Source organism: Phenylobacterium sp. Root1290, from assembly GCF_001425305.1.
In the GTDB taxonomy this organism is placed as follows: Bacteria; Pseudomonadota; Alphaproteobacteria; order Caulobacterales; family Caulobacteraceae; genus Phenylobacterium.
The window spans coordinates 1,772,741-1,797,526 of the sequence record NZ_LMEE01000001.1 but is presented as its reverse complement, the minus strand read 5'-3'; the positions used below and the strand labels follow the sequence as shown (position 1 = coordinate 1,797,526).

At 69.3% G+C, this 24,786-nt stretch carries 25 protein-coding genes; 12 read left to right on the top strand and 13 right to left on the bottom strand.

Going from position 1 to position 24,786, the window contains the following annotated elements:
- Window positions 1-67: 67 nt before the first annotated feature.
- Together ASC79_RS21040 and ASC79_RS08770 are read left to right on the top strand one after the other, a co-directional pair.
- The gene (locus ASC79_RS21040; protein ID WP_156378407.1) at window positions 68-1,066 is read left to right on the top strand and encodes a hypothetical protein; all 999 of its coding nucleotides are present in this window, start codon (window positions 68-70) and stop codon (window positions 1,064-1,066) included.
- A 50-nt stretch (window positions 1,067-1,116) separates the two neighbouring features.
- Complete coding sequence (locus ASC79_RS08770; RefSeq protein WP_156378408.1) at window positions 1,117-2,199, top strand: GDSL-type esterase/lipase family protein; 1,083 nt, start codon at window positions 1,117-1,119, stop codon at window positions 2,197-2,199.
- Here ASC79_RS08770 and ASC79_RS08765 read toward each other — a convergent pair.
- Genes ASC79_RS08765 through ASC79_RS08755 form a run of 3 tightly spaced genes read right to left on the bottom strand, consistent with a single transcriptional unit; the run spans window position 2,177 to window position 4,250 of the window.
- On the bottom strand, window positions 2,177-3,571 hold the full coding sequence (locus ASC79_RS08765) for a D-arabinono-1,4-lactone oxidase (protein WP_056023466.1): 1,395 nt from the start codon (window positions 3,569-3,571) through the stop codon (window positions 2,177-2,179). The genes ASC79_RS08770 and ASC79_RS08765 overlap by 23 nt on opposite strands.
- Window positions 3,568-3,915 (bottom strand): cytochrome c5 family protein, encoded by a 348-nt coding sequence (locus ASC79_RS08760; RefSeq protein ID WP_056023469.1) that lies wholly within the window; start codon window positions 3,913-3,915, stop codon window positions 3,568-3,570. Before ASC79_RS08760 ends, ASC79_RS08765 begins: the two co-directional genes overlap by 4 nt.
- Before the next feature lie 20 nt (window positions 3,916-3,935).
- Window positions 3,936-4,250, bottom strand: a complete 315-nt coding sequence (locus ASC79_RS08755; protein ID WP_056023472.1) for a GNAT family N-acetyltransferase — start codon at window positions 4,248-4,250, stop codon at window positions 3,936-3,938.
- Window positions 4,251-4,419: 169 nt separating this feature from the next.
- Between ASC79_RS08755 and ASC79_RS08750 the strand changes: the two genes are divergently transcribed.
- Both ASC79_RS08750 and ASC79_RS08745 read left to right on the top strand, forming a co-directional pair.
- A complete protein-coding gene (locus ASC79_RS08750; RefSeq protein ID WP_056023475.1) occupies window positions 4,420-4,644 on the top strand; it encodes a DUF2061 domain-containing protein in 225 nt (74 codons plus the stop codon).
- Window positions 4,645-4,660: 16 nt separating this feature from the next.
- Window positions 4,661-5,122 carry a Dps family protein gene (locus tag ASC79_RS08745; RefSeq protein WP_056023478.1) on the top strand — a complete coding sequence of 154 codons (462 nt, stop codon included), beginning with the start codon at window positions 4,661-4,663 and terminating at the stop codon, window positions 5,120-5,122.
- Window positions 5,123-5,126: 4 nt separating this feature from the next.
- Here ASC79_RS08745 and ASC79_RS08740 read toward each other — a convergent pair whose 3' ends face one another.
- The 4 genes from ASC79_RS08740 to ybaK all read right to left on the bottom strand — a co-directional run bounded on the left by ASC79_RS08740 (window position 5,127) and on the right by ybaK (window position 9,966).
- The gene (locus ASC79_RS08740) at window positions 5,127-5,831 is read right to left on the bottom strand and encodes a GDSL-type esterase/lipase family protein (RefSeq protein WP_056023481.1); all 705 of its coding nucleotides are present in this window, start codon (window positions 5,829-5,831) and stop codon (window positions 5,127-5,129) included.
- Window positions 5,832-5,995: 164 nt separating this feature from the next.
- Window positions 5,996-8,527 carry a TonB-dependent receptor gene (locus ASC79_RS08735; protein WP_056023484.1) on the bottom strand — a complete coding sequence of 844 codons (2,532 nt, stop codon included), beginning with the start codon at window positions 8,525-8,527 and terminating at the stop codon, window positions 5,996-5,998.
- Window positions 8,528-8,771: 244 nt separating this feature from the next.
- The gene (locus ASC79_RS08730; protein WP_056023487.1) at window positions 8,772-9,374 is read right to left on the bottom strand and encodes a TetR/AcrR family transcriptional regulator; all 603 of its coding nucleotides are present in this window, start codon (window positions 9,372-9,374) and stop codon (window positions 8,772-8,774) included.
- A gap of 121 nt (window positions 9,375-9,495) precedes the next feature.
- Entirely contained in the window at window positions 9,496-9,966 is a 471-nt protein-coding gene (gene ybaK, locus ASC79_RS08725; protein WP_056023746.1) for a Cys-tRNA(Pro) deacylase, read from the bottom strand.
- Between the two features lie 205 nt (window positions 9,967-10,171).
- Here ybaK and ASC79_RS08720 point away from each other — a divergent pair, with 205 nt between their 5' ends.
- Together ASC79_RS08720 and ASC79_RS08715 are read left to right on the top strand one after the other, a co-directional pair.
- Window positions 10,172-11,566, top strand: a complete 1,395-nt coding sequence (locus ASC79_RS08720) for a cystathionine beta-synthase (protein WP_056023490.1) — start codon at window positions 10,172-10,174, stop codon at window positions 11,564-11,566.
- On the top strand, window positions 11,563-12,738 hold the full coding sequence (locus ASC79_RS08715; protein ID WP_056023493.1) for a cystathionine gamma-synthase: 1,176 nt from the start codon (window positions 11,563-11,565) through the stop codon (window positions 12,736-12,738). The genes ASC79_RS08720 and ASC79_RS08715 overlap by 4 nt, the downstream gene beginning before the upstream one ends.
- Here the strand turns inward: ASC79_RS08715 and ASC79_RS08710 are convergent.
- Entirely contained in the window at window positions 12,735-12,989 is a 255-nt protein-coding gene (locus tag ASC79_RS08710) for a hypothetical protein (protein WP_056023496.1), read from the bottom strand. The two genes, ASC79_RS08715 and ASC79_RS08710, sit on opposite strands and share 4 nt — an antisense overlap.
- Window positions 12,990-13,078: 89 nt before the next feature.
- Window positions 13,079-14,704 carry an amidohydrolase gene (locus ASC79_RS08705; RefSeq protein ID WP_082531988.1) on the bottom strand — a complete coding sequence of 542 codons (1,626 nt, stop codon included), beginning with the start codon at window positions 14,702-14,704 and terminating at the stop codon, window positions 13,079-13,081.
- 158 nt (window positions 14,705-14,862) lie between these two features.
- Here ASC79_RS08705 and ASC79_RS08700 point away from each other — a divergent pair, with 158 nt between their 5' ends.
- From ASC79_RS08700 to ASC79_RS08685, 4 genes are read left to right on the top strand one after another with little or no spacing between them, the layout of a single operon-like run.
- Entirely contained in the window at window positions 14,863-15,198 is a 336-nt protein-coding gene (locus ASC79_RS08700) for a hypothetical protein (protein ID WP_056023502.1), read from the top strand.
- A gap of 54 nt (window positions 15,199-15,252) precedes the next feature.
- Window positions 15,253-16,485 (top strand): TolC family protein, encoded by a 1,233-nt coding sequence (locus tag ASC79_RS08695; protein WP_056023506.1) that lies wholly within the window; start codon window positions 15,253-15,255, stop codon window positions 16,483-16,485.
- 2 nt (window positions 16,486-16,487) lie between these two features.
- Window positions 16,488-17,648 (top strand): efflux RND transporter periplasmic adaptor subunit, encoded by a 1,161-nt coding sequence (locus ASC79_RS08690; RefSeq protein ID WP_056023509.1) that lies wholly within the window; start codon window positions 16,488-16,490, stop codon window positions 17,646-17,648.
- A gap of 12 nt (window positions 17,649-17,660) precedes the next feature.
- Window positions 17,661-20,864, top strand: a complete 3,204-nt coding sequence (locus tag ASC79_RS08685) for an efflux RND transporter permease subunit (RefSeq protein ID WP_056023512.1) — start codon at window positions 17,661-17,663, stop codon at window positions 20,862-20,864.
- Between the two features lie 25 nt (window positions 20,865-20,889).
- On the opposite strand, the gene ASC79_RS08680 is transcribed toward ASC79_RS08685, so the two are convergent.
- From ASC79_RS08680 to pth2, 3 genes are all read right to left on the bottom strand, one after another.
- Window positions 20,890-22,239 carry a serine hydrolase gene (locus tag ASC79_RS08680; RefSeq protein WP_200937094.1) on the bottom strand — a complete coding sequence of 450 codons (1,350 nt, stop codon included), beginning with the start codon at window positions 22,237-22,239 and terminating at the stop codon, window positions 20,890-20,892.
- A gap of 87 nt (window positions 22,240-22,326) precedes the next feature.
- On the bottom strand, window positions 22,327-22,596 hold the full coding sequence (locus ASC79_RS08675) for a hypothetical protein (protein ID WP_056023515.1): 270 nt from the start codon (window positions 22,594-22,596) through the stop codon (window positions 22,327-22,329).
- 4 nt (window positions 22,597-22,600) lie between these two features.
- Window positions 22,601-22,942: a peptidyl-tRNA hydrolase Pth2 gene (gene pth2 / locus ASC79_RS08670; protein ID WP_056023518.1), complete on the bottom strand. Its 342-nt coding sequence runs from the start codon at window positions 22,940-22,942 to the stop codon at window positions 22,601-22,603.
- Window positions 22,943-23,058: 116 nt separating this feature from the next.
- On the opposite strand from pth2, the gene ASC79_RS08665 reads away from it, so the two are divergent.
- Window positions 23,059-23,238, top strand: a complete 180-nt coding sequence (locus ASC79_RS08665; RefSeq protein ID WP_056023520.1) for a hypothetical protein — start codon at window positions 23,059-23,061, stop codon at window positions 23,236-23,238.
- Here the strand turns inward: ASC79_RS08665 and ASC79_RS08660 are convergent.
- Window positions 23,235-23,864, bottom strand: coding sequence for a YidH family protein (locus ASC79_RS08660; RefSeq protein WP_056023527.1), 630 nt, complete (start codon window positions 23,862-23,864; stop codon window positions 23,235-23,237). The genes ASC79_RS08665 and ASC79_RS08660 overlap by 4 nt on opposite strands.
- Before the next feature lie 222 nt (window positions 23,865-24,086).
- Between ASC79_RS08660 and ASC79_RS08655 the strand changes: the two genes are divergently transcribed.
- On the top strand, window positions 24,087-24,725 hold the full coding sequence (locus ASC79_RS08655) for a glutathione S-transferase family protein (RefSeq protein WP_056023529.1): 639 nt from the start codon (window positions 24,087-24,089) through the stop codon (window positions 24,723-24,725).
- Window positions 24,726-24,786: the final 61 nt, after the last annotated feature.

Here is a 24,786-nt window from a genome sequence, read left to right as displayed (position 1 = left end):
CTCGCCCCACAACCGTCGAAGTCCGAGCTAAATTACCCCGGCGCCGCGAACGGCGCGGGAGAGGCAGATGTCCAAGCGCGACCAGAACGACAATCCGTTCATTCGATCCAGCCCCTGGGGCCGGGCCAAAGGAGCGGCGCCGTTCGGCTATGCGTTGACGCCAGGCCAGTCAGGCGATCAGCCAGCAGCTGAGCCGGCGGCCCCGCCGCGTGCGCCTGAGCCGGCGCCCGCCCCGCGCCCGGCTGTGCAGGCCCCGACGGCCCGGCCGAGCGTCGCACCTCAAGCCGGCATCCTGGCCGGCGGCTCTCTGGTTCCGCGCGCTCCGGCCCAGCCCCCCGCCGGACAGCAGCCAGCGCAAGGCCCCCGGCCCGCTTTCGTCACGCCGATCGGTCAGCCGCCGGTCCGCGCGCCGGTCGCTCCGGCGCCCCTCGTTCGGGGCGTTCAAGGGCCCCTCGCCGGCGGCTCGAGCAGCGCCGGCCCGCCGCAGTCCGCCCCGCGACCGGCTCCTGCGCCGGCCGCCCCCCAAGCGCCGCGCCCGGCGCCGGTTGCAGCCGTCGAGCCTGACCTCGCCCTGGCTCCGTTGCGCTCGCCCCCGAAGCGCTCGCCGCTGCCGCTGATCGCCGGCGGCGCCGTGGCGGTCGCCGCCGCAGCGACGGCCGCCTTCCTGCTGATGCGCCAAGACGAGACGCCGGCCCCCGCCGCGCCTCAGGTCGAAGCAGCGGCCCCAGCGGCGGCGGCGCCGCCCATCCAGGAGGCGATTACGCCGCCGGCGATGATCGAGACGCCGACGCCTACGGCCCAAGCCCCGGTGACGAAGGCCGTCGAGATTCCCGCGCCGAAAACGGCGGTCCCGAAGGCGACGCCGGCGCCGAAGGCCGCCGCGCCGAAGCCCGAGCCCGCCCCCGCCGCGGCCCCGGTTCTGAACGTGCCGGCTCCCGCGCCCGCCCCGCCTCCGCTGGTCCTGACGCCGCTGAGCCCGGCGCCGGCCGAGCCGCCGATCACGCCCAGGTCCTCCGCGCCGCTGCCGACCGATCCCGACGCGCCGATGACCGTGCATCCGAACTAGCCGCCGCGCCCCCTTCCGGCCTAAGCATTGAGGCCGACAGGGGGATGCGCATGAAGACGCTGGGACCAGACGAGATCGTACCGTTGCTGGACGGGCATGTGGACGTCCGCCGACGCCCCGGCTCGCTGCAGCCGCTGCGCCTGCCGGTCGCCGAGCTCGGCTTCTACGACGCCTTCAACCGCTGGGTGGCCTCCTGCGCGACGGCCTGCCGCCTTCGCCTGCGGACCGGTTCGACCAGCATCAGCCTGAGCGGCGCTCAACGGCTGCTGGACCAGTCGGTGGGCGGCGAGCGGCGCGGAGCCTACGACCTGTTCGTCGACGGCGCCTTCCATGGCCGCGCCTGGGCCGAGGGTGGCGCGACCATCGACCTGGCGAACGGCGCCATTGTGGGAGACGAGGCCTTTAACCTGACGTTCACGGGCCTGCCGGAAGGCGAAAAGACCCTCGAGCTGTGGCTGCCCCAGACCGCCACCGTCTCGATCACCGGCCTTGGCCTGGACGATGACGCCCACGCCCTGCCCGCCCCCGACGGCCGCCCGCGCATCCTGTTCCACGGCAGCTCGATCACCCACTGCATGGAGGCCGAGGGGGCCAGCGCCGGCTGGCCCGCCGTCGCCTCGGCGCTGGCCGGCGTCGACCACCAGAACCTCGGCTGGGCGGGCTCTTGCCTGCTGTCGGGCCAGGCCGCCCGGATCATTCGCGACGCCCGCGCCGACGCCATCGTCCTGAAGCTGGGGATCAACGTCCACGCCGAGGGACAGCTCAAGGAGCGGCCGTTCCTCGACTCCGCCCACGCGATGATCTCGATCATCCGCGAGAAGCACCCCGCCACGCCCATCCTGATCGTCTCGCCGATCTATTCGCCGGGCCGCGAGGATGAAAGCCCCGGCGGCGGCCCTTCCCTGGTGCGGATGCGCCAGCTGCTGCAGGACGTGGTGGCCGCGCGGATCGCGGCCGGCGACGGGCAGATTCGCTATCTCGACGGCCTGACGCTGTTCGGCGCCGCCGACGCGCACCTGCTGCCCGACGACCTGCATCCCAACACCGAAGGCTATCGGCTGATGGGCGAGCGCTTCCATGCCCTGATGCTCAGCGGGCAGGACCCGTTGGTCAGACCCCGAACAGCGCCTTGAGATAGGGGTTGAGCAGGCGCCCCTGCGGGTCGAGCCGCGCGCGCACCGCCAGGAAGTCGTTCCAGTTCGGATAGAGCAAGGCCAGCTCGCGCGCCTTGAGGCTGTGCAGCTTTCCCCAGTGCGGCCGCCCGCCGTACTTGAGGAAGATCGGCTGGATCAGCTCGAACAGGAAATCGTACTCGTCCTTGTAGTGGCAGTGCACGGCGATGGAACCGCGCGGCCCGCCCTGGAACGGCGAAAGCCAGGCGTCGTCGGCGGCGATGCGGCGGACCTCGATCGGGAAGAACACATCGGGGCGCTTGGCCTCGATCGTCGCCATCACCTCCTTCAGCGCCGTCAAATGGTTCTCCACCGGGATGTGGAACTCCATCTCGTTGAACCGCACCGGCCTTTCGGTAGAGAGCAGCTTCCAGCCCTCGTCGATGGCCTCTTCGGGCTTGGCCGAACCCAGCAGCGCCTTGGCCGCGGCCTTGCGCAGCGGCGTGGAGAACCGCGTGAGGTTGCGCAGCTGCTTCAGCACTTCCAGCAACGCCGTGTCGGTATCCGGCCCGCGCGGCATGGCCGCGGCGTCGGTCTCGTCGTGGGTGACATTGGCCGCCAGGTCAGTGAACGGCACGGCGAAGAACTCGTAGTTCCGATGCCTCGCCCAGCGCTCCTCGGCCTTGGCGATGGTCTCTTCGAGCGGCTCGACGAACACCTTGCGGTGCAGGCGGCGGTTGGGGATGGTCGCCAACTGCGCCTGGGTGATGACGCCCAGCGCCCCTAGCGACACCCTGGCGGCCTGGAACACATCGGCGTTCTGCGTCGCATCGCAGTCGATCAGTTCGCCCGTGGCCGTCGCCAGCCTCAGTGCGGAGACGTCGCCGTGGATCGCCTTGATGTTCGCGCCGGTCCCATGGGTCGCGGTGCCCAGGCAGCCGCCGAGCGACTGCTTGTTGATGTCCGGCAGATTGGCCATCGCCCGGCCGCGTTCGGCCAATGCAGGCCCCAGGGCTCCCAGCCGCGTCCCGGCCCGCACGACCGCCTCGTCGCCGGCCCATCGCTCGATCCCCGCCAGGGCGTCGAGGGTCATCAGCGTGCCCGAGGTGGGGACCAGTCCGGTGAACGAGTGGCCAGCGCCGACCACCCGCACCGGCGCGACCGAGGATGTCAGCACCTCGGCGACCTCGGCCTCGGACCTCGGCGCGCTGCGCACCGACGGATAGGCGTACTCGTTGCCAGACCAGTTGCGCCACAGAAGGCGCTTGTCGGCGTCGATGCTGGGCGGGGCGGGCGGCTCGGGCTTGTCGCGGGCCGCGAGATAGACTCCGCCTCCCGCCGCGGCGAGCACGCCGGCGCCGCCAGCGAGCAGGGCGGTGCGGCGCGAGATCACGACTCGCCTTCCTTGCCCGCCATGAAGCGGGTCAGCGCCTTGAAATCGTCAGGGGTGCAGGCCGCGCATTGGCCCAGCGCCGGCATCGCCTTGTAGCCTTGGACCACGTGATCGAGCAGCACGTCCTCGCCCTGCTTCCAGCGCGGCGCCCAGGCCTTGGCGTCATGCACCAGCGGCGCGCCGGCGTCCGTCACCACATGGCAGGCCTTGCAGGAGTCCGCATAGAGCTGGGCCAGTCGCGGATCGGCCGGGGCCAGGCTGGCGAGATCGGCGGGCGGCCCGGCCTTGGGCGCGCAGGCGGCCAGGATCAGGCCGGCCGCGGCCAGGTAAGTAATGGTTCTCAAGCGTCTCCCCCCCAGGCGACTTAGATCTTCAGCGCAGCCCGATAATTCGGATGCACCAGGTCGTGATACTCCGGATGGCGGGTGATGAACCCCGCCACAAACGGACAGACCGGTATCACCACTTCGCCCCGTTCGCGCGCAAAGGCCATGGCCGCGCGCACCAGCTTGCCGCCGACGCCCTGCCCCTCGAAAGCCGGCGGCACCTCGGTGTGCGGAAACAGGATCCCCGTCGCCAGCAGGCGGTACTCGGCATAGGCGATCTGGTCGCCCAGCCGCACCTCGAAGCGGCCGTCGGCTTCGTTGTTCACGACCTCAAGGTCGTTCATCGCGCTCATGCTGCACTCCATCTGTAGGGGCGCAGAACATCACGCCATGCGGCCCGGCGCAAACCGCGCAATGGCCATCAGCGTCCCTGACGGACGCAAAGTTTTTCTGATCGAAAATAATCTTCCCATAAGCAACATGAGCGCTATATTGAGAATTACTCGCAATAAGGCACATCCCATGCGCACCGCCAAGAAGACGCTGAGTTACAGCGTGATGCACCTGATCGTGGCGATCACGGTGGCCTATGCGCTCACCCGCGACTGGCGGGCCGCGTTGGCGATCGGGATGATCGAACCGATCTTCCAGACCATGGCGTTCGCCGTGCACGAGCGGGTCTGGGCCCGGATCGGCGCCAAAGGAACCACCATGCCGGACGTCCGTTCGGCGACGGTCGACGCTTGAGGACAGGAAGACACCGATGACCAACACCGGACCCAGCGCCAAGGACCGCAAGGCGGTCGCCGAAGGCCTCTCCAAGCTGCTCGCGGACACCTATGCCGTCTATCTGAAGACGCACGGCTATCATTGGAACGTCAGCGGCCCGAACTTTTCGCAGCTGCACGCGCTGTTCATGGCCCAGTACACCGAGATGTGGACCGCCATCGACGAGGTCGCCGAGCGTATCCGCGCGCTGGGCGAACGCGCGCCTCAGGGCTACGGCGCCTTCGGGAACCTGTCCTCGATCAAGGACGGCGATCCGTCGAAGAACGCCGAGGAAATGCTCAAGGACCTGGTCGCCAGCCAGGAAACCCTGGTGAGCACGCTCTACGCCATTCTCCCCACCGCCCAGCAAGCGGGCGACGAGGTCAGCGCCAGCCTGATCTCGGACCGGCTGACGGCGCACGAGAAGCACATCTGGATGCTGCGCTCGTCGCTCTAGGCGCTCAGGAGGCGGACTTCGCCACGCGGCACGCGGGCCGGTCCGCCTTCATCTCCCGCTCCATCGCCGGGCGGACCGCCTTGGTCCAGATCCCGTAGCCGGCGCCGTTCATGTGCAGGCCGTCGCTGACGAACAGGTCCTTGGGATGCCCGTCCGGCCCCATCATCTGGGGCACGACGTCGATATAGTGGAAGTCCTTGCGGCCCCGCATCTGCGCCTTGATCTTGGCGTTGACGGCGTTCTGGGCGGCGATCTGGTGCTCGCGGGCGCGCGAGGGCTTGAGCGAGATGTAGTAGACCGGCGTCGCTGCACCGAGCTTGTCGGTCTTAAGCTTCATGAACCGCCCGAAGTCCTCGACCACGGAATCGGCCGGCTCGCCGGCGTTCAGGTCGTTCTCCCCGGCGTAGAAGACCACCGCACGCGGTTTGTAGCGCCCCACGACATGGTCGAAATTGGCGTTTACGTCCGAGATCTGCGCGCCGCCGAAACCGCGATTGATCACCGGCATCGGGGCCATGTCCTGGCCCAGCGTCGTCCAGAACCGGATCGAGGACGACCCGGTGAACACGATCTTGCACGGCGCGGGCGGGGCGGCGCGGTCCTGGGCGGCGAAGGCTTCCATCTCCGGCGCGAAGCGCCCGCCGGCCGGCCCCGTCGAACCAGCGGCCAGGGCGGTGAGCGCGGACAAGGCGATGAACCGAACCAGCATGACCCCTCACGTCTCAGCAAGACCCGTGCAGACCGAGGGTCTGCGAGTTCGGGGCGATTGGCTAGTGCGTTGAAAGCGGCGCCTTTTCAAGGCGGCGTCTTGAAACGGCAGAGGCGCCGCGATCTCCCGCGGCGCCTCGCCTAGCTGCTAGAGAGCCTGGGCTCTTAGAAGCGGTATTGGAATTCCACGCCGTAGGTGCGCGGGAAGTTCAGCTTCACCGTCCGGCGGTAGTCGCCAAGCGCGGTCAGGCTGGTCGGGGTGGAGCTTTGGAAGGCCACCTCGTCGAAGGCGTTCTTCACGTAACCGATGATCGTGAAACGGTCCTGGCCGTCCTTCCACAGCGCCCGGAAGTCGACGATCTCGTTCGCCGGGGCGGTGTAGTTGTCTTGGCTGAACACCGCCGTCTGCATGTCGTCGGTGTAGGTGTAGGTGCCGCCGAGGGTCAGGCTGCCGGCGTCGAAGTCGAAGGTGTAGTTGGCGCCGAGGTTGAGCTTGTGCTCCGGCGTCATCGGCAGGCGGTTGCCTTCCAGGTTCTGGGTGCGGGCAGTCGCCGTGCCGCCGATCGGATTGGCGCCCGACTTCGCAGCGGTCGGGTCGTTGACGTCGACGAAGCAGCAGCCGTTCGTAATCTCCGCGTTGATGTACGCGTAGCTTGCGAACAGCATCAGGTTGTCGAGCGGGGCCCACTGGCCTTCCAGTTCGACACCCCAGTTGCGGGCGTCGAGGTTCAGGAACTGGGTGCCGGTGGTCGAGCCGCTGATCACGACCCGCAGCGGCGCCTGGAAGCCTTGGTAGTCGGCGTAGAAGATCGCCGAGTTCAGCTGGAAGCGGCCGCCGAAGGTCTTCTTCAGACCGACTTCGTAGTTGTTGACGTATTCCGGATCCGCGTACGGCACCGGGGTCAGGCCGTTCGAGGCCAGCCAACCGCCCGACTTGTAGCCGCGGCTGTAGCGGGCGTAGGCGTTGGTGTCGCCGTCCGGCTGCCACTGGACGCCGAGCGTGCCGGTCCAGGCGTCATAGTCGGCCGACAGGTCGCGGATCAGACCGCCGCCCTGCGCTTCACGCAGGTTGGCGTACTGCGGCTGGGCGGTGCAGGAAGCGAGCGTCGCGCCGCCGCAGACCACGAAGGTCGTGAAGTCCAGGGCGATGCCTTGGCCGACCGCCGCCGGGATGCCCGCGAACTGCTGCAGCAGGGTGGTGGTCGTCGGGCTACGCGAGACGTAACGGGCGAAGTCGGTGCCCGACTTTTCGTCGACCGAGTAGCGAAGGCCGGCGGTCAGGGTCCAGTTCTCGGCGAACTCGTAGTCGATCTGACCGAAGGCGGCATAGGAGTTCACTTCCAGGCTGCCGTCGACGAACAGGTAGTTGCCGTTCGGGTTCGGCGCGGCCGGACGGCCGGTCGCCAGGCTCAGCGGCGCCTGCATGGCGGGATCGCCGAGCACGCGCAGGCCCTGCGGCTGCGAGTATTCCTGGTGGTACTGATAAAGACCGACGATCCAGTGCAGCGGGCCGTCAGAGTTGGACGACAGGTTGATCTCGTTCGACCACCACTTCTGCTTCTCGGTGTAGAAGAAGCGCTCGTTCGGCGAGACGTTGGTGGCGGTGTAGGCGCCGAACGGCGTCGCCGTCGGGATGCTGAACAGGCCCTGGCGCGAGGAGCGGTCTTCGTCGCCATTGGTGTTGTAGGTGTAGGCCTGATAGCCGGCCAGGTACTTCAGCGTCGCGCCGCCCAGGTCCCAGGTCAGATCGAAGTGCAGACGGTTGTGGTCGGAGAGCTTGCCCTCCATCGTCTGGTCCATGTTGATCTTGTAGGGATCGGCGATCGACGGATTGACTCCCGAGTAGCCGAAGGTCGGGTTGTAGTAGAGCGCGCTGTTCTCAAGGCCGGTCGGCGAGCGCGTATCGTACGGGGTGATCACGGCTTCGTGGATGTTGCCCACGCCGTAGCTGTCGTCCCAGTCGAACTTCGTATAGCGCAGGCGGGCGGTGACGTTCTCGCCGAGATCCGCCTCGATCTGGGCTTCGACGATGTAGCGCTTCAGGGCGCTGGTGTCGCCGCCGGGGCCGATGTTCTCGATGAAGCCTTCGTCGCGACGCTCGACCGAGCCGCCGACCAGGAAGCGCAGGCCTTCGGTGATCGGGCCGGTGACCAGCGCGTCGGTGCGCCACGAACCGTAGTTGCCCACCGCGCCGCGGACTTCACCCTGGAAGGTGTCGCTCGGACGCTTGCCGATGATGTTCAGCGCGCCGCCGATCGAGTTGCGGCCGTAGAGGGTGCCCTGCGGGCCCCGCAGGATTTCCGTCCGCTCGATGAACAGCGACGGCGTCGAGGAGTCGGCCATCGAGTTCGAGAAGATGCCGTCCGAGTACAGCGCCACCGACGGATCGGTGCCGATCGCGTTGGTCAGGCGGCCGAAGCCCCGGATCGAGAGGCGGTCGTTGTTGGTGTAGGCCACGCTCGGCGTGACGCGGGCCAGATCCTCGACCGTGGCGACGCCCATGAGGTCGCGCTTCTCGGAGGTGTAGGCCGTCACGGCCACCGGCACGTCTTGCAGGCTCTGCTCCCGCTTTTCAGCGGTGACGACCAGTTCCTCGATGGTGAAGGCGTCTTGGGCCGCGGCCTGAGTGGCGGCGGACATGGCCGCGACAGACGCGCCCATGATGAAGAGACTGCGCAGACGCAGCGGTTGAAACATGTGTTACCTCCCAGCCAGACGCGGGCGTTTGGTCGCCCGTCGTGAGTGCTTAATGTCGTTAGGCTGGAGGTCTCGAACGGCGTTCGAATAGAGGGAAAAGCACCCGGGTCGAACTTTCGTCAGGCCTTGTGGCGCAAGGGCCGCGCGATATGCGGCCACCGAAAGGCCAAGGTCGCGAAAAATACTGGTTATTCAAAAAGTTGGCGACTACTCGCCCTGGCGGCGAGCTGACGCTACGGCGCCCTCAGCGCCCCATGATCAGGGCTTCCAGACCGCGCACCGCCGACTCGACGGTCTCGCCTTCGGGTCCCTCTCCTGGAAGGCCGCGCGACAACGAAACGGCGGCGATTCCGCGCCCCCAGGCCCAGATCGCCTCGGCGATCTTGCCGGCCAGTTCGGGCGAATGCTGGTCGGCGAAGTCGGCCATGATCGCTGCGCGTGACACCGCGAAGGCCTCGGCTTCGGCGGCGGCCACGTCCTCGCGCCGACCGGCGTCCAGGGCCTCGTACATCAGCTCGTAGAGCTCGGGCTTCTCGCGCAGGAAGTTCAGGTAGGCCGCGCCGGTGGAGCGCAGGCCGCCATCGGCCCCGTGCGCCTCGTAGGCGACCCGCATGGCCTCGGACAGCTGGCGGAAGCCGTCGACCGCGAGGCCCGCCAGCAGCGCAGCCTTGTCGGCGTAGTGATAGTAGACCGTACCCGGCGCGACGCCGCCCCGATCGGCGATCGCCCGCAGAGACAGGCCGGCCCGGCCGCTTTCCTGCAGGATGTCACGCGCTGCCGCCAGAAGTTGTCCGCGGACGTTGCCCACGTGATAGGTGCGCCGCCGCTCGAGGCTCACAGCCGTCATGACGCCAGTCCCATCGCAAACACTGTGACCGCCCGACGCTGACCGGAAGGCCGCGTTCCCCAATCGACCAAAGTTATCGTTGCTAACTTAAGGCCCTATCCGCGCCTTTACGCAACGACAATCAAGTCAGAACCGCTACCTTGGCTGGTACTGCGACCAAAAGGTCAGATGGCGCGATCAGGACCTGCAGGCCACGCTGTCCGCCATTGACGAAAACCTTGTCGTGGGCGAGCACGGCCTCGTCGAGAACCGTAGGGACCTGGCGCTTTTGCCCGAACGGACTGACCCCGCCAACGCGGTAGCCGGTCATGCGCTCGGCGTCGGCCGGCTTCATCATCTGCGCGGACTTGCCGCCCACCGCCGCGGCCAGCTTCTTCATCGCCACTTCCTGGTCGGAGGCGAGCACCGCGCAGACCGGCTTGCCGTCGACCAGCGCCATCAGGGTTTTGAGCACACGGTCGGGCGGCACGCCCAGGCTCTCGGCCGCCTGCAGCCCCACGCGCGGCGCGTCGGGATCGTAGTCGTAGGTGTGCAGCTCGTAGGCGATCTTGGCCTTGTCGAGGGCGAGCGTGGCGGGCGTGGTCTTGGCCATGGACCGCATGTAGCCGCCGTCGCGGCCGCTGCGAAGCCGAGCCGCGGCCGCTTCCGGGGGTTTGTTTTCGCCGAAGCGGCGGGCGGGCGCGAAGAAGCGCGTCGCCGACATCTAGGCGCAGGAGGAAAATCGCCCATATGCTCCTGGGTGTGGCGCGGAAACCGACCGCCAGGCGTTTCTGCTGAAAGGCCTCCAGGAACCGTCCATGACCGCAGACAAGCCCAAGCTCGCGCCGCCCGCCAAGTCGGCTCTCGAACTCATCGGCGCGACCCCCATGCTTGAGTTGATCGGCTTCGACACCGGTCCCTGCCGCTTGTTCGTGAAGCTGGAGAGCGCCAACCCCGGCGGCTCGATCAAGGACCGCATCGCCCGCTCGATGATCGAGGCGGCCGAGGCCGACGGATCGCTCAAGCCCGGCGGGACCATTGTCGAAGCCACCGCTGGGAACACGGGCCTGGGCCTGGCGCAGGTCGGGGTCCTGAAGGGCTACAGGATCCTGCTGATCGTCCCCGACAAGATGAGCCGCGAGAAGATCCAGCACCTGCGGGCCATGGGCGTCGATGTACGCATCACCCGCTCGGACGTCGGCAAGGGCCATCCCGAATACTATCAGGACATGGCCCAGCGCCTGGCCGCCGACATCCCCGGCGCGATCTACATCAACCAGTTCGCCAACCCGGCCAATCCACGCGCCCACGAGACCTCGACCGGCCCGGAGATCTTCGAGCAGATGGGCGGCGACGTGGACGCCATGGTCGTGGGGGTGGGCTCCGGCGGCACCCTGACCGGCCTTGGCCGCTTCTTCGCCAAAGCCTCGCCGAAGACGAAGATGGTGCTGGCCGATCCGGAGGGGTCGATCCTGGCGCCGCTGGTCAACACCGGCGAGACCATCGAGCCCGGCTCGTGGGTGGTCGAGGGCATCGGCGAGGACTTCGTGCCCGACAACTGCGACCTGTCGCTGGTCGCCCGCGCCTACACGATCCCCGACGCCGAGAGCATCGCTGCGGCGCGGTTGCTGCTTTCAAAGGCCGGGGTCCTGGGCGGCTCTTCGTCCGGCACGCTGCTGGCCGGCGCCTTGCGCTATTGCCGCGAGCAGACCGAGCCGCAGCGGGTCGTCACCCTCGTCTGCGACACTGGCGCCAAGTACCTGTCCAAGGTCTACAACGACAGCTGGCTGGCCGAGCAGGGCCTGACGCAGCGCAGCCTGCATGGCGACCTGCGCGACCTGATCGTGCGCTCGGCGACCAATGGCGGGGCGATCGTGGTCGGCCCGGACGACACGCTGCTGACCGCCTACAACCGAATGCGCCAGGCCGATGTCAGCCAGTTGCCGGTGATCGACGACGGGCGGCTGATCGGCCTGATCGACGAAAGCGATCTGCTGGAGGCCATCGAGGACTCCAAGCCCGACAGGCGCTTCTCGCAGCCTGTGGCGACAGCGATGACCGCCAAGTTGGACACGCTGCAGGCGGACGCGCCGCTCGACGCCCTGCTCCCGGTCTTCGAGAAGCATCAGGTGGCCATCGTCCTCGACGGCCGCGAATTCGTCGGGCTGATCACCCGCATCGACCTCATCAACTATCTGCGGCGAGCTGCGTGACCCAAGACACCACCGGAAAGAACCGCCTGGAATTCTCCACGCGGGTGATCCACGGCGGCCAGTCGGTCGATCCGACCACCGGGGCGGTGATGCCGCCGATCTACGCGACCTCGACCTACGCCCAGGCCAGCCCGGGCGAGCACAAGGGTTTCGAGTACTCGCGGAGCCAGAACCCGACGCGCTTCGCCTTCGAGCGGGCGATCGCCGACCTGGAGAGCGGGACGCGCGGCTACGCCTTCGCCTCGGGCCTGGCGGCGATCTCGACCTTCCTGGAGGTGCTGGACGCCGGCGACCACGTGATCGCCAGCGAGGACCTCTACGGCGGCTCGTTCCGGCTGTTCGACAAGGTCCGCAAGCGCACGGCGGCACTGGAGTTCAGCTTCGTCGACATGAGCGACGTGGCGGCGATCGAGGCGGCGATCCGGCCCAATACGAAGCTGATCTGGGTCGAGACCCCGACTAATCCGCTGCTGCGGCTGGCCGACCTGGAAGCGATCGCGCAGCTCGGCAAGCGGCGCGGCCTGCTGACCGCGGCGGACAACACCTTCGCCAGCCCCTACGTGCAGCGGCCGCTGGAGTTCGGCTTCGACGCGGTCATGCACTCGACCACCAAGTACGTCTCGGGCCACTCCGACATCGTCGGCGGCGCCCTGGTCGTCGGGCGGAACAAGGACCTCGCCGATCAGGTCGGCTTCCTGCAGAACGCCGTCGGCGCGGTCTCCTCGCCCTTCGACTCGTTCCTGGCCCTGCGCGGCGTGAAGACCCTGGCCCTTCGCATGCAGCGCCACTGCGAGAACGGCATGGCGATCGCGCGCTGGCTGGAGGCCAGGCCCGACGTCGCCAAGGTCATCTATCCGGGCCTGGAGAGCCACCCGCAGCACGAGCTCGCCAAGCGCCAGATGAGCGGCGGGTTCGGCGGCATGATCTCGGCGGTGCTGGACCGCGACCTGGCCGGGACGGTGCGGATGCTGGAACGCACCCGCCTGTTCACCCTCGCCGAGAGCCTCGGCGGGGTGGAGAGCCTGATCGAGCATCCGGCGATCATGACCCATGCCTCGATCCCGGCGGAGACGCGGGCCCGGATCGGCATCGCCGACGGCCTCATCCGCCTGTCGGTGGGGATCGAGGACGTCGGCGACCTGATCGCCGACCTGGAGCAGGCCTTGGCCTAATGGCCCTGGTGAGCGGCCTTGTAGGCAGTGTCCCAGGTGACGAACTCGGGGCCGTCGATCAGGCCGTTCTTGTCCTTATCCGCCTTGGCGAACTCGGCGGCGGGCAGCTTGTAGGCCACCCACTCGGTCTTATCGATCCGGTCGTCCTTGCTGGTGTCGGCCGGGTGGATGAAGCGGCCCTCGGCGGCAGAAGCCATCTGGGCGGAGCCAGCCAGCGCGGCGGCGGCGAGGAGTAGGCTGGTAAGGCGCATGTGGGTCCTCCGTTTACGGGGCGGAGGCTCGCCACGGCTCATGGCGAAAATGAGCCGTGGCCAAGGCCCGTATCGGGCCATCCCACCGGTCAGTCGGCGCGCAAGCCCTTCGGCGGCGTCAGTTCGGTCGGCGGCCACTTGACCCCGAGCTGGTCCAGATAGGTCGGGTAGCGCTCTGCGTCATAGTAGAACTTCTGCATCTGCGGCCTGAACTTGGCCATGACGTCGGTGTTGATCTCGATCGGCGGCTTGTCGTTTGGGCCGATCATCGGGACGTACTTCTGGTCCTTGGTCTGGACGTTGTCGAAGTAGTCCTTGGCCTGGCGGCGCAGCTCGGGTTTGGTGAGCACGTCCACCATGGTCATCGCCACCACCTTCGAGCCGGCCACCACGCCCTTGTGCGCGATCGGCGTCGCCATCGAGATGGCGTTCGACCAGTGGTGCCCGGGCAGGTCGGGAATGTTCGACGGGTAGACGACGGTGATGGTCGGCAGCGTCCACGAGATGTCGCCGATGTCGTCGGACCCGCCGCTCTCGGGTTTCTCGACCGGCGCGGCCATCTTCTCCAGCTCCGTGGCCAGCCCCTTCTCCTTGGAGCCGAGGTTCTTCTGCACCGCCTTGGCGAAGGTCTGCTCGCCGGGCGTCCACTCGGGCAGCCCGACCTTGTCGATGTTGGCCTTGGCCGCCTCGGCCAGCGGGCGGTTGAAGTGGCGCGGCGCGGCGGTACCCAGCACCCGCCGCTCCATGGTCGTGTCGGTCATCTTGGCGGCGGCCTCGGCGATGGTGTCGCCGATCTCGAAGCTCTTCTTGATGCCGTCGAAGCTCTGTTCGCGGAAGTAGTACCAGACGGTCGCCTTGGACGGCACGACGTTGGGCTGGTCGCCGCCATCGGTGATCACATAGTGCGAGCGCTGCTCGGGCCGCAGGTGCTCGCGGCGCATGTTCCAGCCCATGTTCATCAGTTCGACCGCGTCGAGCGCGCTGCGCCCCCGCCATGGCGCGCCCGCCGAGTGCGCCGAAGCGCCGTGGAAGCTGTACTCGACCGACACCAGGCCCGTGCCCGAAGGCGCGCCCCAGGCGGTCGCCAGGGTCGAACCCACGTGGGTGAAGATCGCGACGTCGGCGCCTTTGAACACCCCATCGCGGACCATGTAGGCCTTGCCGCCCAGCAGCTCCTCGGCGACGCCTGGCCACAGCATCAGGGTCCCGGAGATGTTCTCCTTCTGCATCAAGTCCTTGACCGCCAGGGCGGCGACCACGTTCAGGGCCTGGCCGGAGTTGTGGCCCTCGCCGTGGCCCGGCGCGCCTTCGACCAGCGGTTCGTGCCAAGGCACGCCCGGCTTCTGCGAGGCCTTCGGAATGCCGTCGATGTCGCTGCCGAGTACGATGACCGGGCCGCCCTTGCCGTGCGTCCAGGTGGCGGTCCAACCGGTCGGCAGGCCCGCGACGCCGCGCTGGATGGTGAAGCCGTTCTTCTCGAGCACATCGGTGATGTACTTCGAGGTCTCGACCTCCTGGAACGCCAGCTCACCGTAGGAGAAGATCTGGTCGTTCATCTGCTGGGCCAGCTTGGCGCGGCTCTCGACCCCAGCCACCGCCTGGGACTTCAGGCCGGCGACCTTCGCGGCCGGATAGCTCTGGGCCAGGGCCGCCGGAGCGGCCGAACTCAACAGGCCGGCCATGGCGACGGCCGTCACAACACTCACAACGCGCATACAACTCCCCCCAGGGTCACTCGCAGTTTGGGGACAGAGGGGCACGAGAACGGGGCCGCTGGGAAGCCCCCGAAACGACATAGGCCCTGTTGCAAATAGCACTTGCTTCTACAGCCGCTGTAGGATGCACAGGCTGCACCATGGTCGGGCACGGGCTCATGGACGGACTGCAGCGGGCGGGCGCGATGCTCGCGCTGCTGGCGCTCGCCGCGTTCCTGCTTTTTGCAGCCCCGAGCCACGCCGAACCTGTCCCGGCCGCCGACGCGGCCGCGACGTCCGTCGCCCATCACACCGGCGATGGCGACCCGGACGTCGCCCATCATGCGCCCGGCGCGCATTGCGCCAGCCATTGCGCGGGGCACATCGCCTGGCCTGCGTTGGGCCTCATCGCGACCGGCGCCTTGGCCCCTGGCCGCCAACGCCTGCTGCCAGCCGACGACGACGCGCGCGCGACCCTGAACTTCAGCCCGCCGATCCGCCCTCCCGCGGCCTGACGAACCGCGCCTCAAGCGCGCGCCATCGTCATGTTTCGCCATCGGAGTTCCACAATGCTTCCCAATCACACCCGCCTGGCGGCCGTTCTGGCCGCCGGCGGCATGGCGTGGGCCGGCCCCGCCCTCGCAGAACCCGCACCGTCCTACGGCGACCTGCTGGCCAGATCCGCGACGGCGCCGCGCCGCGCCGAGAGCCAGGCCGAGGTCGCCGCCGCACAGGGCCGCCTCACCCAGGCCGGCGCCTGGCGCAATCCCGAGCTGGCGCTCGACGTCGAGAACTTCGCGGGCAAGGGGCCGATGCAGGGGTTCGACTCCGCAGAGACCACGCTGTCCGTCAGCCAAACCCTCGAGCTCGGCCGCAAGCGCCAGGCCCGCGTCGCCGGGGCCCGCCACGACCTGACCCTGGCGCGCGCCCGGGAGGTCCAGGCCCAGGCCGACTACGCCGCCGCCCTGGCGATCGCCTATGCCGAGGCCGAGGCGGCCGAGGCCCGCGCCGGCCAAGCCAAGGAACTGCTGGAGGCCGCCCTCAGCGACGCCCGCGCGACCAGGCTGCTGGTCGAGGCTGGCAAGGAGGCCAATCTCCGCGCCCTGCAGGCGCAGGCCGAGGCCCAAAGCGCGCAGGCGAACCTGGACGGAGCGGCCGCTGAGCGCGACGCCGCCTTCGGCAAGCTGTCGGCGCTGGCTGGGGTCGAAGGCGCTTTCGACTCAATCGCCGCGAGCCTGCTGGACCAGGACGCGCCGCCGCCGGAGGCCACGGGGACGATCTCGCCTGCTGTCCTGGCCGCCGAGGCCGCCCGTGACAGCGCCGCCGCCAAGGTGCGCGCCGAACAGATCCAGGCCCGGCCCGACCTGACGCTGTCAGCCGGCGTCCGACGTTTCTCGGCTGACGACACCAGCGCTGTGGTGGCGGGGGCCTCGCTTCCGCTCCCGCTGTTCGACCGCAATCGCGGGAACACCGAGGCCGCCCGCGCCGAGCTGCGGGCCGCAGAGGCGCGGCTGGCGCAGGCCCGGCTGGACGCCGCCGCCGACCTGGCCGCCGCCCGCTCTCAGGCCCGCGGCGCTTCGGCCCGCGCCGCCGCCGCCATGGCCGGCGAGGCCGCCGCCGCCGAAGCCTATCGCCTCGCCCGGATCGGCTACGAGGCCGGCCGGCTGCCGCTTCTGGAACTCACCAGCGCGCGCCGCACCCTGGCCGCCGCGCGTCTGCAGACGCTCGAGGCGCGCCTCGCCCGCGTCCGCGCCCATGCCGAGGCCTCACGCCTGACCGGCGCCACTCCGTTCGGAGCCTGACCATGCAGATCAACAAGAGAAACCTGCTCACCGGCGTGGCGCTGGCCGCGGCCCTGGCCGCCGGCTACGGCCTGGCGACCTTCCGTGCGGCGCCGGAGGCTTCGCATAGCGAAGACGCCCACGCCGACGAGGACCATGCCGAGCCCGCCCGCGCCGAGGAAGGCTTCATCCCCCTGAGCGCCGATCAGGCCGCCGCCGCTGGAGTGGCTGTGGTCACCGTCGGCCGTGGCGGCGGCTCCGACATCCGCCTGACGGGCCGGGTCGAGGCCGCGCCGGACGCGCGCGCGGTGATCGCCGCCCCGGTGGCCGGCGTTGTGGAGCGGGTGCTGCTCTCGCCCGGCGCCCAGATCGGCGCCGGCGGCGGTGTCGCCGTGATCCGCAGCGCCGACGGCGCTCTGGTCCGCGCAGAAGCCTCCGCCGCTGCGGCCGAGGCCCAGGCCGCACAGGCCGCCCTGGCGCGCGAGGAGCGACTGCTGAGGGCCGGCGTGACGGCCCGCCAGGACTGGGAAGCGGCCCGCGCCGCCCAGGTCCGCGCAAACGCCCAGGCGACCGCAGCCCAGGCCCGCGCCGCGGCTTCCGGTTCGCCTGGCGCCGGCGGCCAGACCACGCTTCGCAGTCCGATCGCCGGCCTGGTGACGAGCGTGCAGGTGTCGCCCGGCGGTTTCGTCGCCCAGGGCGCGACGGTGGCCGAGGTCTCCGATCCGCGCCGCCTGGAAGTCGTCTTCAACGTGCCCGCCGACTCCGCCGCCAAGCTGGCGGTGGGCGCGCCTTTGAAGCTTGTCGGCCCGGACGGCCGCGAAGCCGCCGCCGAGATCGTCGGGATCGCGCCGCTGTCACAGGGCGCCACCGGCGCCGCGATGGTCCGGGCGCGGCCCACCTCCGGCGCGCTGACGCCCGGCGCGGCGGTCAGCGCCCAGGTTCCCGCCGACGGCACGGGCCTGCCCAGCGTCCCGTCCGAGGCGGTGCAGACCGTCGAGGGCCGTCAGGTGGTGTTCGTCGCCGAGGCCAAGGGTTTCCGCGCCCGCTCGGTCACCACCGGCCGCTCCGGCGGCGGCCAGACCCAGATCGTCGCCGGCCTGAAGGGCGAGGAGCGCGTCGCCGGCCGCGGCGCCTTCGTCCTCAAGGCCGAGCTCGCCAAGGGCGAAGCCGAGCACGGACACTAGGGAGCGACCGACATGCTGAACAAGATCGTGGCGCTGTCCGTGCGCCACCGCTTCGCGGTCATCCTGATCGCGCTGGCTATCGCCGCCTACGGCCTCGTCGAGCTCTTCCGGCTGCCGATCGACGCCGTGCCCGACATCACCAATCGCCAGGTGCAGGTGACGACCGTCGCCCCCGCCCTCTCGCCGGAGGAGATCGAACAGCGGGTCACCTATCCGCTGGAGACGGCCCTGACGGGCATACCGGGCCTGATCGAAACGCGTTCGATCTCGCGCAACGGCTTCTCGCAGATCACCGCCGTCTTCACCGACCGGACCGACGTCTATTTCGCCCGCAACCAGGTCACCGAACGCCTGCAGGGCGCACGTGATGAGCTGCCGCCCGGCGCCGAGCCGGCCCTGGCGCCGATCACCACGGGCCTGGGCGAAGTGATGATGTGGACGGTGAAGATGGCCCCGGACAAGGGCGTCGAGCCCGGACAGCCCGGGCCGCAGCCTGACGGATCGTATCTGACGCCAGAGGGCGAGCGCCTGACCACCGAAATGGCCAAGGCGACCTACCTGCGCACCGTCCAGGACTGGATCATCACACCGCAACTGAAGACCGTGCCCGGCGTCGCCGGGATCGACGTCATCGGGGGCTACGTCAAGAAGTACGCGGTGCGGCCCGATCCGGCCCGCATGACCGCCTACGGCGTCGGTCTTGGCGAAGTGGTCGAGGCGGTCGAGCATGCCAACACCGTCGCCGGCGCCGGCTACATCTCCCGCGGCGGCGAGGCCTATGTCGTCCGCGCCGACGCCCGCGTCCGCTCGGCGGAGGACCTGGCCGCGGCCCCGATCAAGAACCGTGACGGCCTCGTGGTCCGCGTCTCCGACGTGGCCACCGTCGAGATCGGTCAGGCGGCACGGCTGGGCGCAGCCCAGCAGCATGGCGAGGAGGTGGTGATCGGCACCGCCCTCATGCTGGCGGGCGAGAACAGCCGCACCGTGGCCCACGCGGTCGGCCAGCGGCTGGACGCCATCAAGGCCTCGCTGCCGCCGGGTGTCGAGGCGACCCCGGTCCTCGATCGCACGGCCCTGGTCGACCGCACGATCTCCACCGTGCGCACGAGCCTGGCCGAAGGCGCCCTGCTGGTCATCGTCGTGCTGTTCCTGCTGCTGGGAAACGTGCGGGCGGCGATCATCACCGCCCTGGTCATCCCGCTGGCCTTCCTGTTCGGCGTCATCGGCATGAACAGGTTCGGGGTCTCCGGAAACCTGATGAGCCTCGGCGCCCTCGACTTCGGCCTGCTGGTCGACGGGGCTGTCGTCGTGGTCGAGAACACCCTCCGCCGGCTGACCCTGCGCCGCCAGGCCGAGGGCCGCGACCTGACCGCCGCCGAGCGCATGGCCGAGTCGGTCGCCGCCGCCCGCCAGATGATCCGCCCCGCCGCCTATGGGCAGGCGATCATCCTGCTCGTCTATGCCCCGCTGCTGGCGCTTGAGGGCGTCGAGGGCAAGATGTTCCACCCGATGGCGGCGACGGTCATGCTGGCGCTCGCCGGCGCCTTCGTCCTCACCTTCACCCTGGTGCCGGCCCTGTGCGCCCTGCTGATCAAGCCGCCGGAACGCGAGCACCAGTCGCGGGCGGAGACGATCGTCCGCAGCCGCCTCGAACCCCTGGTGCGCAACGCCGTGGCCTATCCGCGGCGGGTCGCGATCGGCGCCGGCGCGGCGGTCCTCGTCGGTCTGGCGGTCTTCAGCCTGCTCGGCCGCGAGTTCATCCCGACCCTGGATGAAAAGGACGTGCTGCTGCAGGCGCTGCGCGTGCCCAGCGCCTCGCTGGAACAGTCGCTGGAGATGCAGGCCCGGCTGGAGAAGGCGCTGCTCAAGATCCCGGAGATCGAGAACGTCTTCTCCAAGACCGGCACCGCCGAGATCGCCACCGATCCGATGCCGCCGAGCATCTCGGACACCTTCATCATCCTGAAGGACCGCCAGGACTGGCCCGACCGCAGCCTGAGCAAGGCTGACGTGCTGGCCAAGATCGAAAAGGTCGCCGACGGCCAGATCGGCAACGCCTACGAGTTCACCCAACCGATCCAGATGCGCTTCAACGAGCTGATCTCCGGGGTCCGCTCCGACGTCGCGGTGAAGGTCTATGGCGACGACTTCAACGAGATGGAGGCGACCGCCGAGAAGATCGCGACCGTATTGCGCGGCGTGCCCGGCGCGGCCGACGTCAAGGTCGAGCAGGTGTCAGGCCTGCCGATGATGACCGCCCAGGTCGACCGCTCGGCCGCGGCGCTGCACGGGGTGCATGCCGCCGACGCCGCCGACGCGGTGCAGATCGCGCTCGCCGGCCGCACGGCGGGCCGCGTGTACGAGGGCGACCGGCGCTTCGACGTCGTGGTCCGGCTGCCCGAGGAGGCGCGCAACGATCTCAGCGTCGTCACCCAGACGCCCCTGGCGGTCAACGACGGCGCGGTGATGGTGCCGCTCGGCTCGGTCATCCAGTTCCAGGAAGGCGAGGGCCCCAACCAGATCAGCCGCGAGAACGGCAAGCGGCGCATCGTCGTCCAGGCCAATGTCCGCGGCCGCGACCTGGGCGGCTTCGTTTCCGACGCCCGCACGGCCGTGGCCGACGAGGTCAAGCTGCCGGCCGGCGCCTGGATCGACTGGGGCGGCCAGTTCGAGAACCTGCAACGAGCCGAGGCGAGGCTGGCCATCGTCGTGCCGATCGTGTTCGCCACCATTGCAGTGCTGCTCTACTTCGCGCTCGGTTCGGCGGCCCAGGCCGGGCTGGTGTTCGCCTGCGTGCCGTTGGCCCTGATCGGCGGTGCGTTGGCGCTGCTGCTGCGGGGGATGCCGTTCTCAGTTTCCGCCGCCGTCGGCTTCATCGCCGTGTCGGGGGTCGCGACCCTGAACGGCCTGGTGCTGATTCAGGCGATCCGAGAGCGGATCGAGGCCGGCGCGGATCCCCAGCTGGCGGCGGTCGAAGGCTCGATGGCCCGCCTGCGCGCGGTGCTGACCACTGCGCTGGTCGCGGTGCTCGGCTTCATGCCGATGGCGCTGGCCGGCGGCGCCGGAGCCGAGGTGCAGAAGCCGCTGGCCACCGTGGTCATCGGCGGCCTTATCACCGCCACCCTGCTGACCCTGGTGGTTCTGCCGGCCTTCGCCAGCCGGGTGATCGGCAAGGCTGCCCGTAGACCGGAGTCGCTTGAGCCCGCCGCCGTCTAGCTGCGATCTGATGCGGGCGCCCGGTTCAGGGCGTTCGCATCAGGTGCTGGGCCAGCGCGTGGTAGGCCGGCAGCGACAGCGGGTCGAGATAGACGTTGCTGGCCTGCGGGTGGGACGCGAACCGCACGATCGACATTTCCGCCTTCGGGTCGACGTAGCAGGCCTGTCCGTTGACCCCGCGAGCCATGTAGGCGCCGTGGTCGTTGTGCGAGACCCACCACTGATCGTGGTAGCTCCAGCCCGGCAGTGTCGCGTAGCCGGCCTTGGCGAAATCCTCGCGCCGCGCGCCGCCGGCGATCTCCGCCACGACGGCGGCGGGGACGACCTGGCGGCCGTTGGAACGGCCCTCCTGGCGCATCATCTCGCAGAACCGCGCGAGGTCCCGGAGCGCCAGGTTCAGCCCCCCGGCGGCGTAGCCGGACCCGACGGCGTCAACCTGCAGATAGGCGTCCTGCTCCATGCCCAGCGGCGCCCAGAACCGCTCGCTGAGTTGCTGCGCCAGCGGCTTGCCCGCCGCCCTCTGGACCAGCCAGCCGGCGACCTCGGTATTGACGGACTTGTAGGAGAAGGCCTGCCCGTGCTCGCCGGCTTTCCTCAGCGTCTTCAGATAGTCATAGCTGGTGGTCGGGCCGCTGTAGCCCGGCGGGCGCGGCAACAGGCCGACGGCGCGCACGAAGTCCCAGGCCGGCGACTTCGGGTCGGTATAGACCTCGGAGTATTCGAGCCCCGTGGTCATATCCAGGACCTGGCGCACGGTCGCATCGCCAAAGGCGCTGCCAGCCAGCTCGGGGATGTAGCGGGTCACCAGGGCGTCGGGACCAAGCTTGCCCTCGGCGACCAGCATCGCCGCCAGCGTGCCGACGAAGGACTTGGTGACCGAGTGGGCGATGTGCGTCCCCTCCGGCTTCAGGGCCCCGAAGTAGCGTTCGTAGACCACCTTGCCCCGGTGCATCACGAGGATGCCGTCGGTGTAGTTGGCGGCCAGCGACTGGCCCCACGTCATCGGGGCTGCGCCGCCCAGCGGCGTGAAGGTCACCGCGTCCAGATCGCCGCGTTCGGCCCGCGGCAGGGCGCTGACCGGCCCGGCGCCGCGCGCCACCAGCGTAGTGGGGAACAACTCGCGCCAGTGCGAGAAGGTCCAGCGGGTCTGAGGAAACGTCAGATAGCTGCCGTCGTCGAAACGGACGGTGCGCTCGGGCGGCGGAGGGGAACCCACCATCCAGCCCATGGCGACCGGGTCGCTGGCCTTGGCGTCCAGCGGCGGCTCGGCGGCCTGCGCCGCGCCGGCCATCGCCACGCCGGCGAGCGCGTAGCCCAGGCGGCGCATGAGTGGACCTCGCCGGCCCGCGCGGGCCTCGATCTTGTCTGAAGGCATGCGGTTCTCTCCCCTGCCAAAACGATAAGTTCGTTTTTGCAAGTTATCAACCCGCAGGATGAATGGCGCGAGACGTCGCGCGGCGCGCTATTTGGAGGAGAGGTTCAGCACGGCCTCGGCGCCGTCGTTCTCGACATGGACGATGACCACGCCCAGCGCCGGGCCGTCGTCGATCTGCAGCACCAGGTTCTGGCCCTTCAAGTCGGCCAGGCTGCGGCCGCTGCGGGTCGTCACCTTGCCGATGAACGACAGGATCGCGTTCTGGGCGTGCTCGATCGTCGCCTCGAAGATCACCGCTTCCAGCGGCTGTTCAACGGTGCCGAGGACACCGGTCCCACGTTTGGTCGAATAGACCATCGTCCTACCTCATAAGCTTCAGCGCGCCGGTCACGGCGTCGATCTTGGCGATCTCGTCGGGGCCGATCCCGACGCAGGTCGGCGTGCCCGAGGCGACCACCGTACGGCCGGCGTCGCGGATCAGCATCACCGGCAGACCGGCTTCTTCCGCCTGCCGCGCCAGTTCGAACAGTTCTTCCTCGGAGCCGCAGCGCAGGACGACCTTGGGCATCCCGGCCTGCAGCCAGCCCGACTGCTTTTCACGCGGCGCGCTCAGCAGTCCGCCGACGGCGGCATGCGCCACCTGGGCGGCCATCTTGCCGGGCGGGAGGGCCAGCGCCTCGTTGACGACGATGACTTGCTTCATGGCCGGTGTGTGCCCGCCGAACGCCCAGGTGCGCAAGTGCGCTGAGCGAGAGGCGGTTTTCGACGGACACCTCGCGCCACGCCAGCTAGGATCGCGTCTCGCAAGGACACCGCTTCATGACCGACACGCCCGACGATCCGGCGCCGCCCGACGAGACCCCGATCCAGCGCGCGCTGCGGCTGAAGAAGGCGTCGATCGAGGCGCGCCCCAAACCGCCGCGCGGCGGACGCTTCCAGCGCGAACAGGCGGCGGCGGCCCAGTCGTCCTCCAAGTCCAAGCCCTGGATGTCGCGCTAGCCGAACAGGGCGATCCTGAAGACCATGCTGATGATGGCGGCGACGCCGAGCAGCAGCAGGGCGACCGCGATCCAGAAGGTCGAGGAGACCGGGAACGTGCTCTCGGCGAAGATCAGCCCCTCCTTGGCCATGGCTATGCGCGTGGCGTTCAGCTCGCTCATGAACTTCACGTGCCGGACCATCCCGATCAGCAGCATCAGGATGCCCAGCGTGACCAGGGCGACGCCGAAGTTTCGCGGCGCCTCCGCGCTGGCGATGGCGCCGGCGTCGCGCAGCTTCTGGAACGCCTGGTAGATCGTGAACCCGAAGCCGATCAGCGACAGCGACGTGCGGATCACCGACATCAGGGTGCGGTCGTCGCTCATCCGGGTCCGCTGAAAGGACATGCCGGTCCGGCGCATCGACATCTCGGTGCGCTCGGTCGACAGGTCCGTCCGAAACTCCGAGAGGTCCGTGCGGTGTTCCGACAGATCGGTCCGATGGGTGGAAAGCTTGGTTCGGTGCGTGGAGTAGGTGACCGACGCGCCGTCGGCGCTCAGCCCCTCGACGTTGGGAAGCGGCGGAAGCGGCGGGTTCTTCACGCGCTTGGGCCGCTCCGGGCCGACCTTCGGCAGCTTGCTCGCCATGAGTCCCTCGACCTGACTGGGTTGGGTCATCAAGGGCTGAGACTGCGGGCGGCGTCCTGAGCGGTCTATCGGGGTTTTCCCCAGGGCGCGGCCGCCGATCGCCCGGGGGGCGCGCGGCCAGATCGAGGCCTATGGTGCCCGCTGACCAGCGAAAAACGGCTGCTGACAGACCGCTGTCAGCAGCCGCAGGTACTGGTGGCGCAAACAACTGGAGCCCCGACCATGTCCGACCTCGTCTTCTACACCAACCCCATGTCGCGCGGCCGCATCATCCGCTGGATGCTCGAAGAGGTCGGTCAGCCTTATGAGACCAAGGTCCTGACCTGGGAGACCGGCGAGGCCAAGGGCGCCGACTATCTCGCGATCAATCCGATGGGCAAGGTGCCGGCCATCGTCCACGACGGAGTGGTCGTCACCGAGTGCGCGGCCATCTGCGCCTACCTCGCCGACGCCTTCCCGCAAGCAGGCCTGGCGCCGCCTGCGCAGAGCCGTCTGCGCGGCCCCTACTATCGCTGGCTGTTCTTCGGCGCCGGCCCGATCGAGCAGGCCGTGGCCGCCAAGATGGTGAACCTGGAGCCGACGATCGAGCAGCGCAGCTCGCTGGGCTACGGCAGTATGGAGGACGTCTTGGCGGCGGTGGAGGGCGCGGTCGAAAACCGCACCTACCTCGTTGGCGACAGCTTTACCGCCGCCGACCTCTATCTCGCGTCGCACCTGTCCTGGGGCATGAACTTCGGGACGATCGAAAGGCGCCCGGCGTTCGAGGCCTATGCGGAGCGCCACCTGCAGCGTCCCGCCGCCCTGCGCGCCGACGAGATCGACAACGCGCTCCTCGCCGCCGCCGCGCAGCCATCAGCCTGAGATTTCATGGAAGCTAGCCCCCGAGAGAAGGACCGCTTCGGGCCTTCTCAACGGCTTAGAC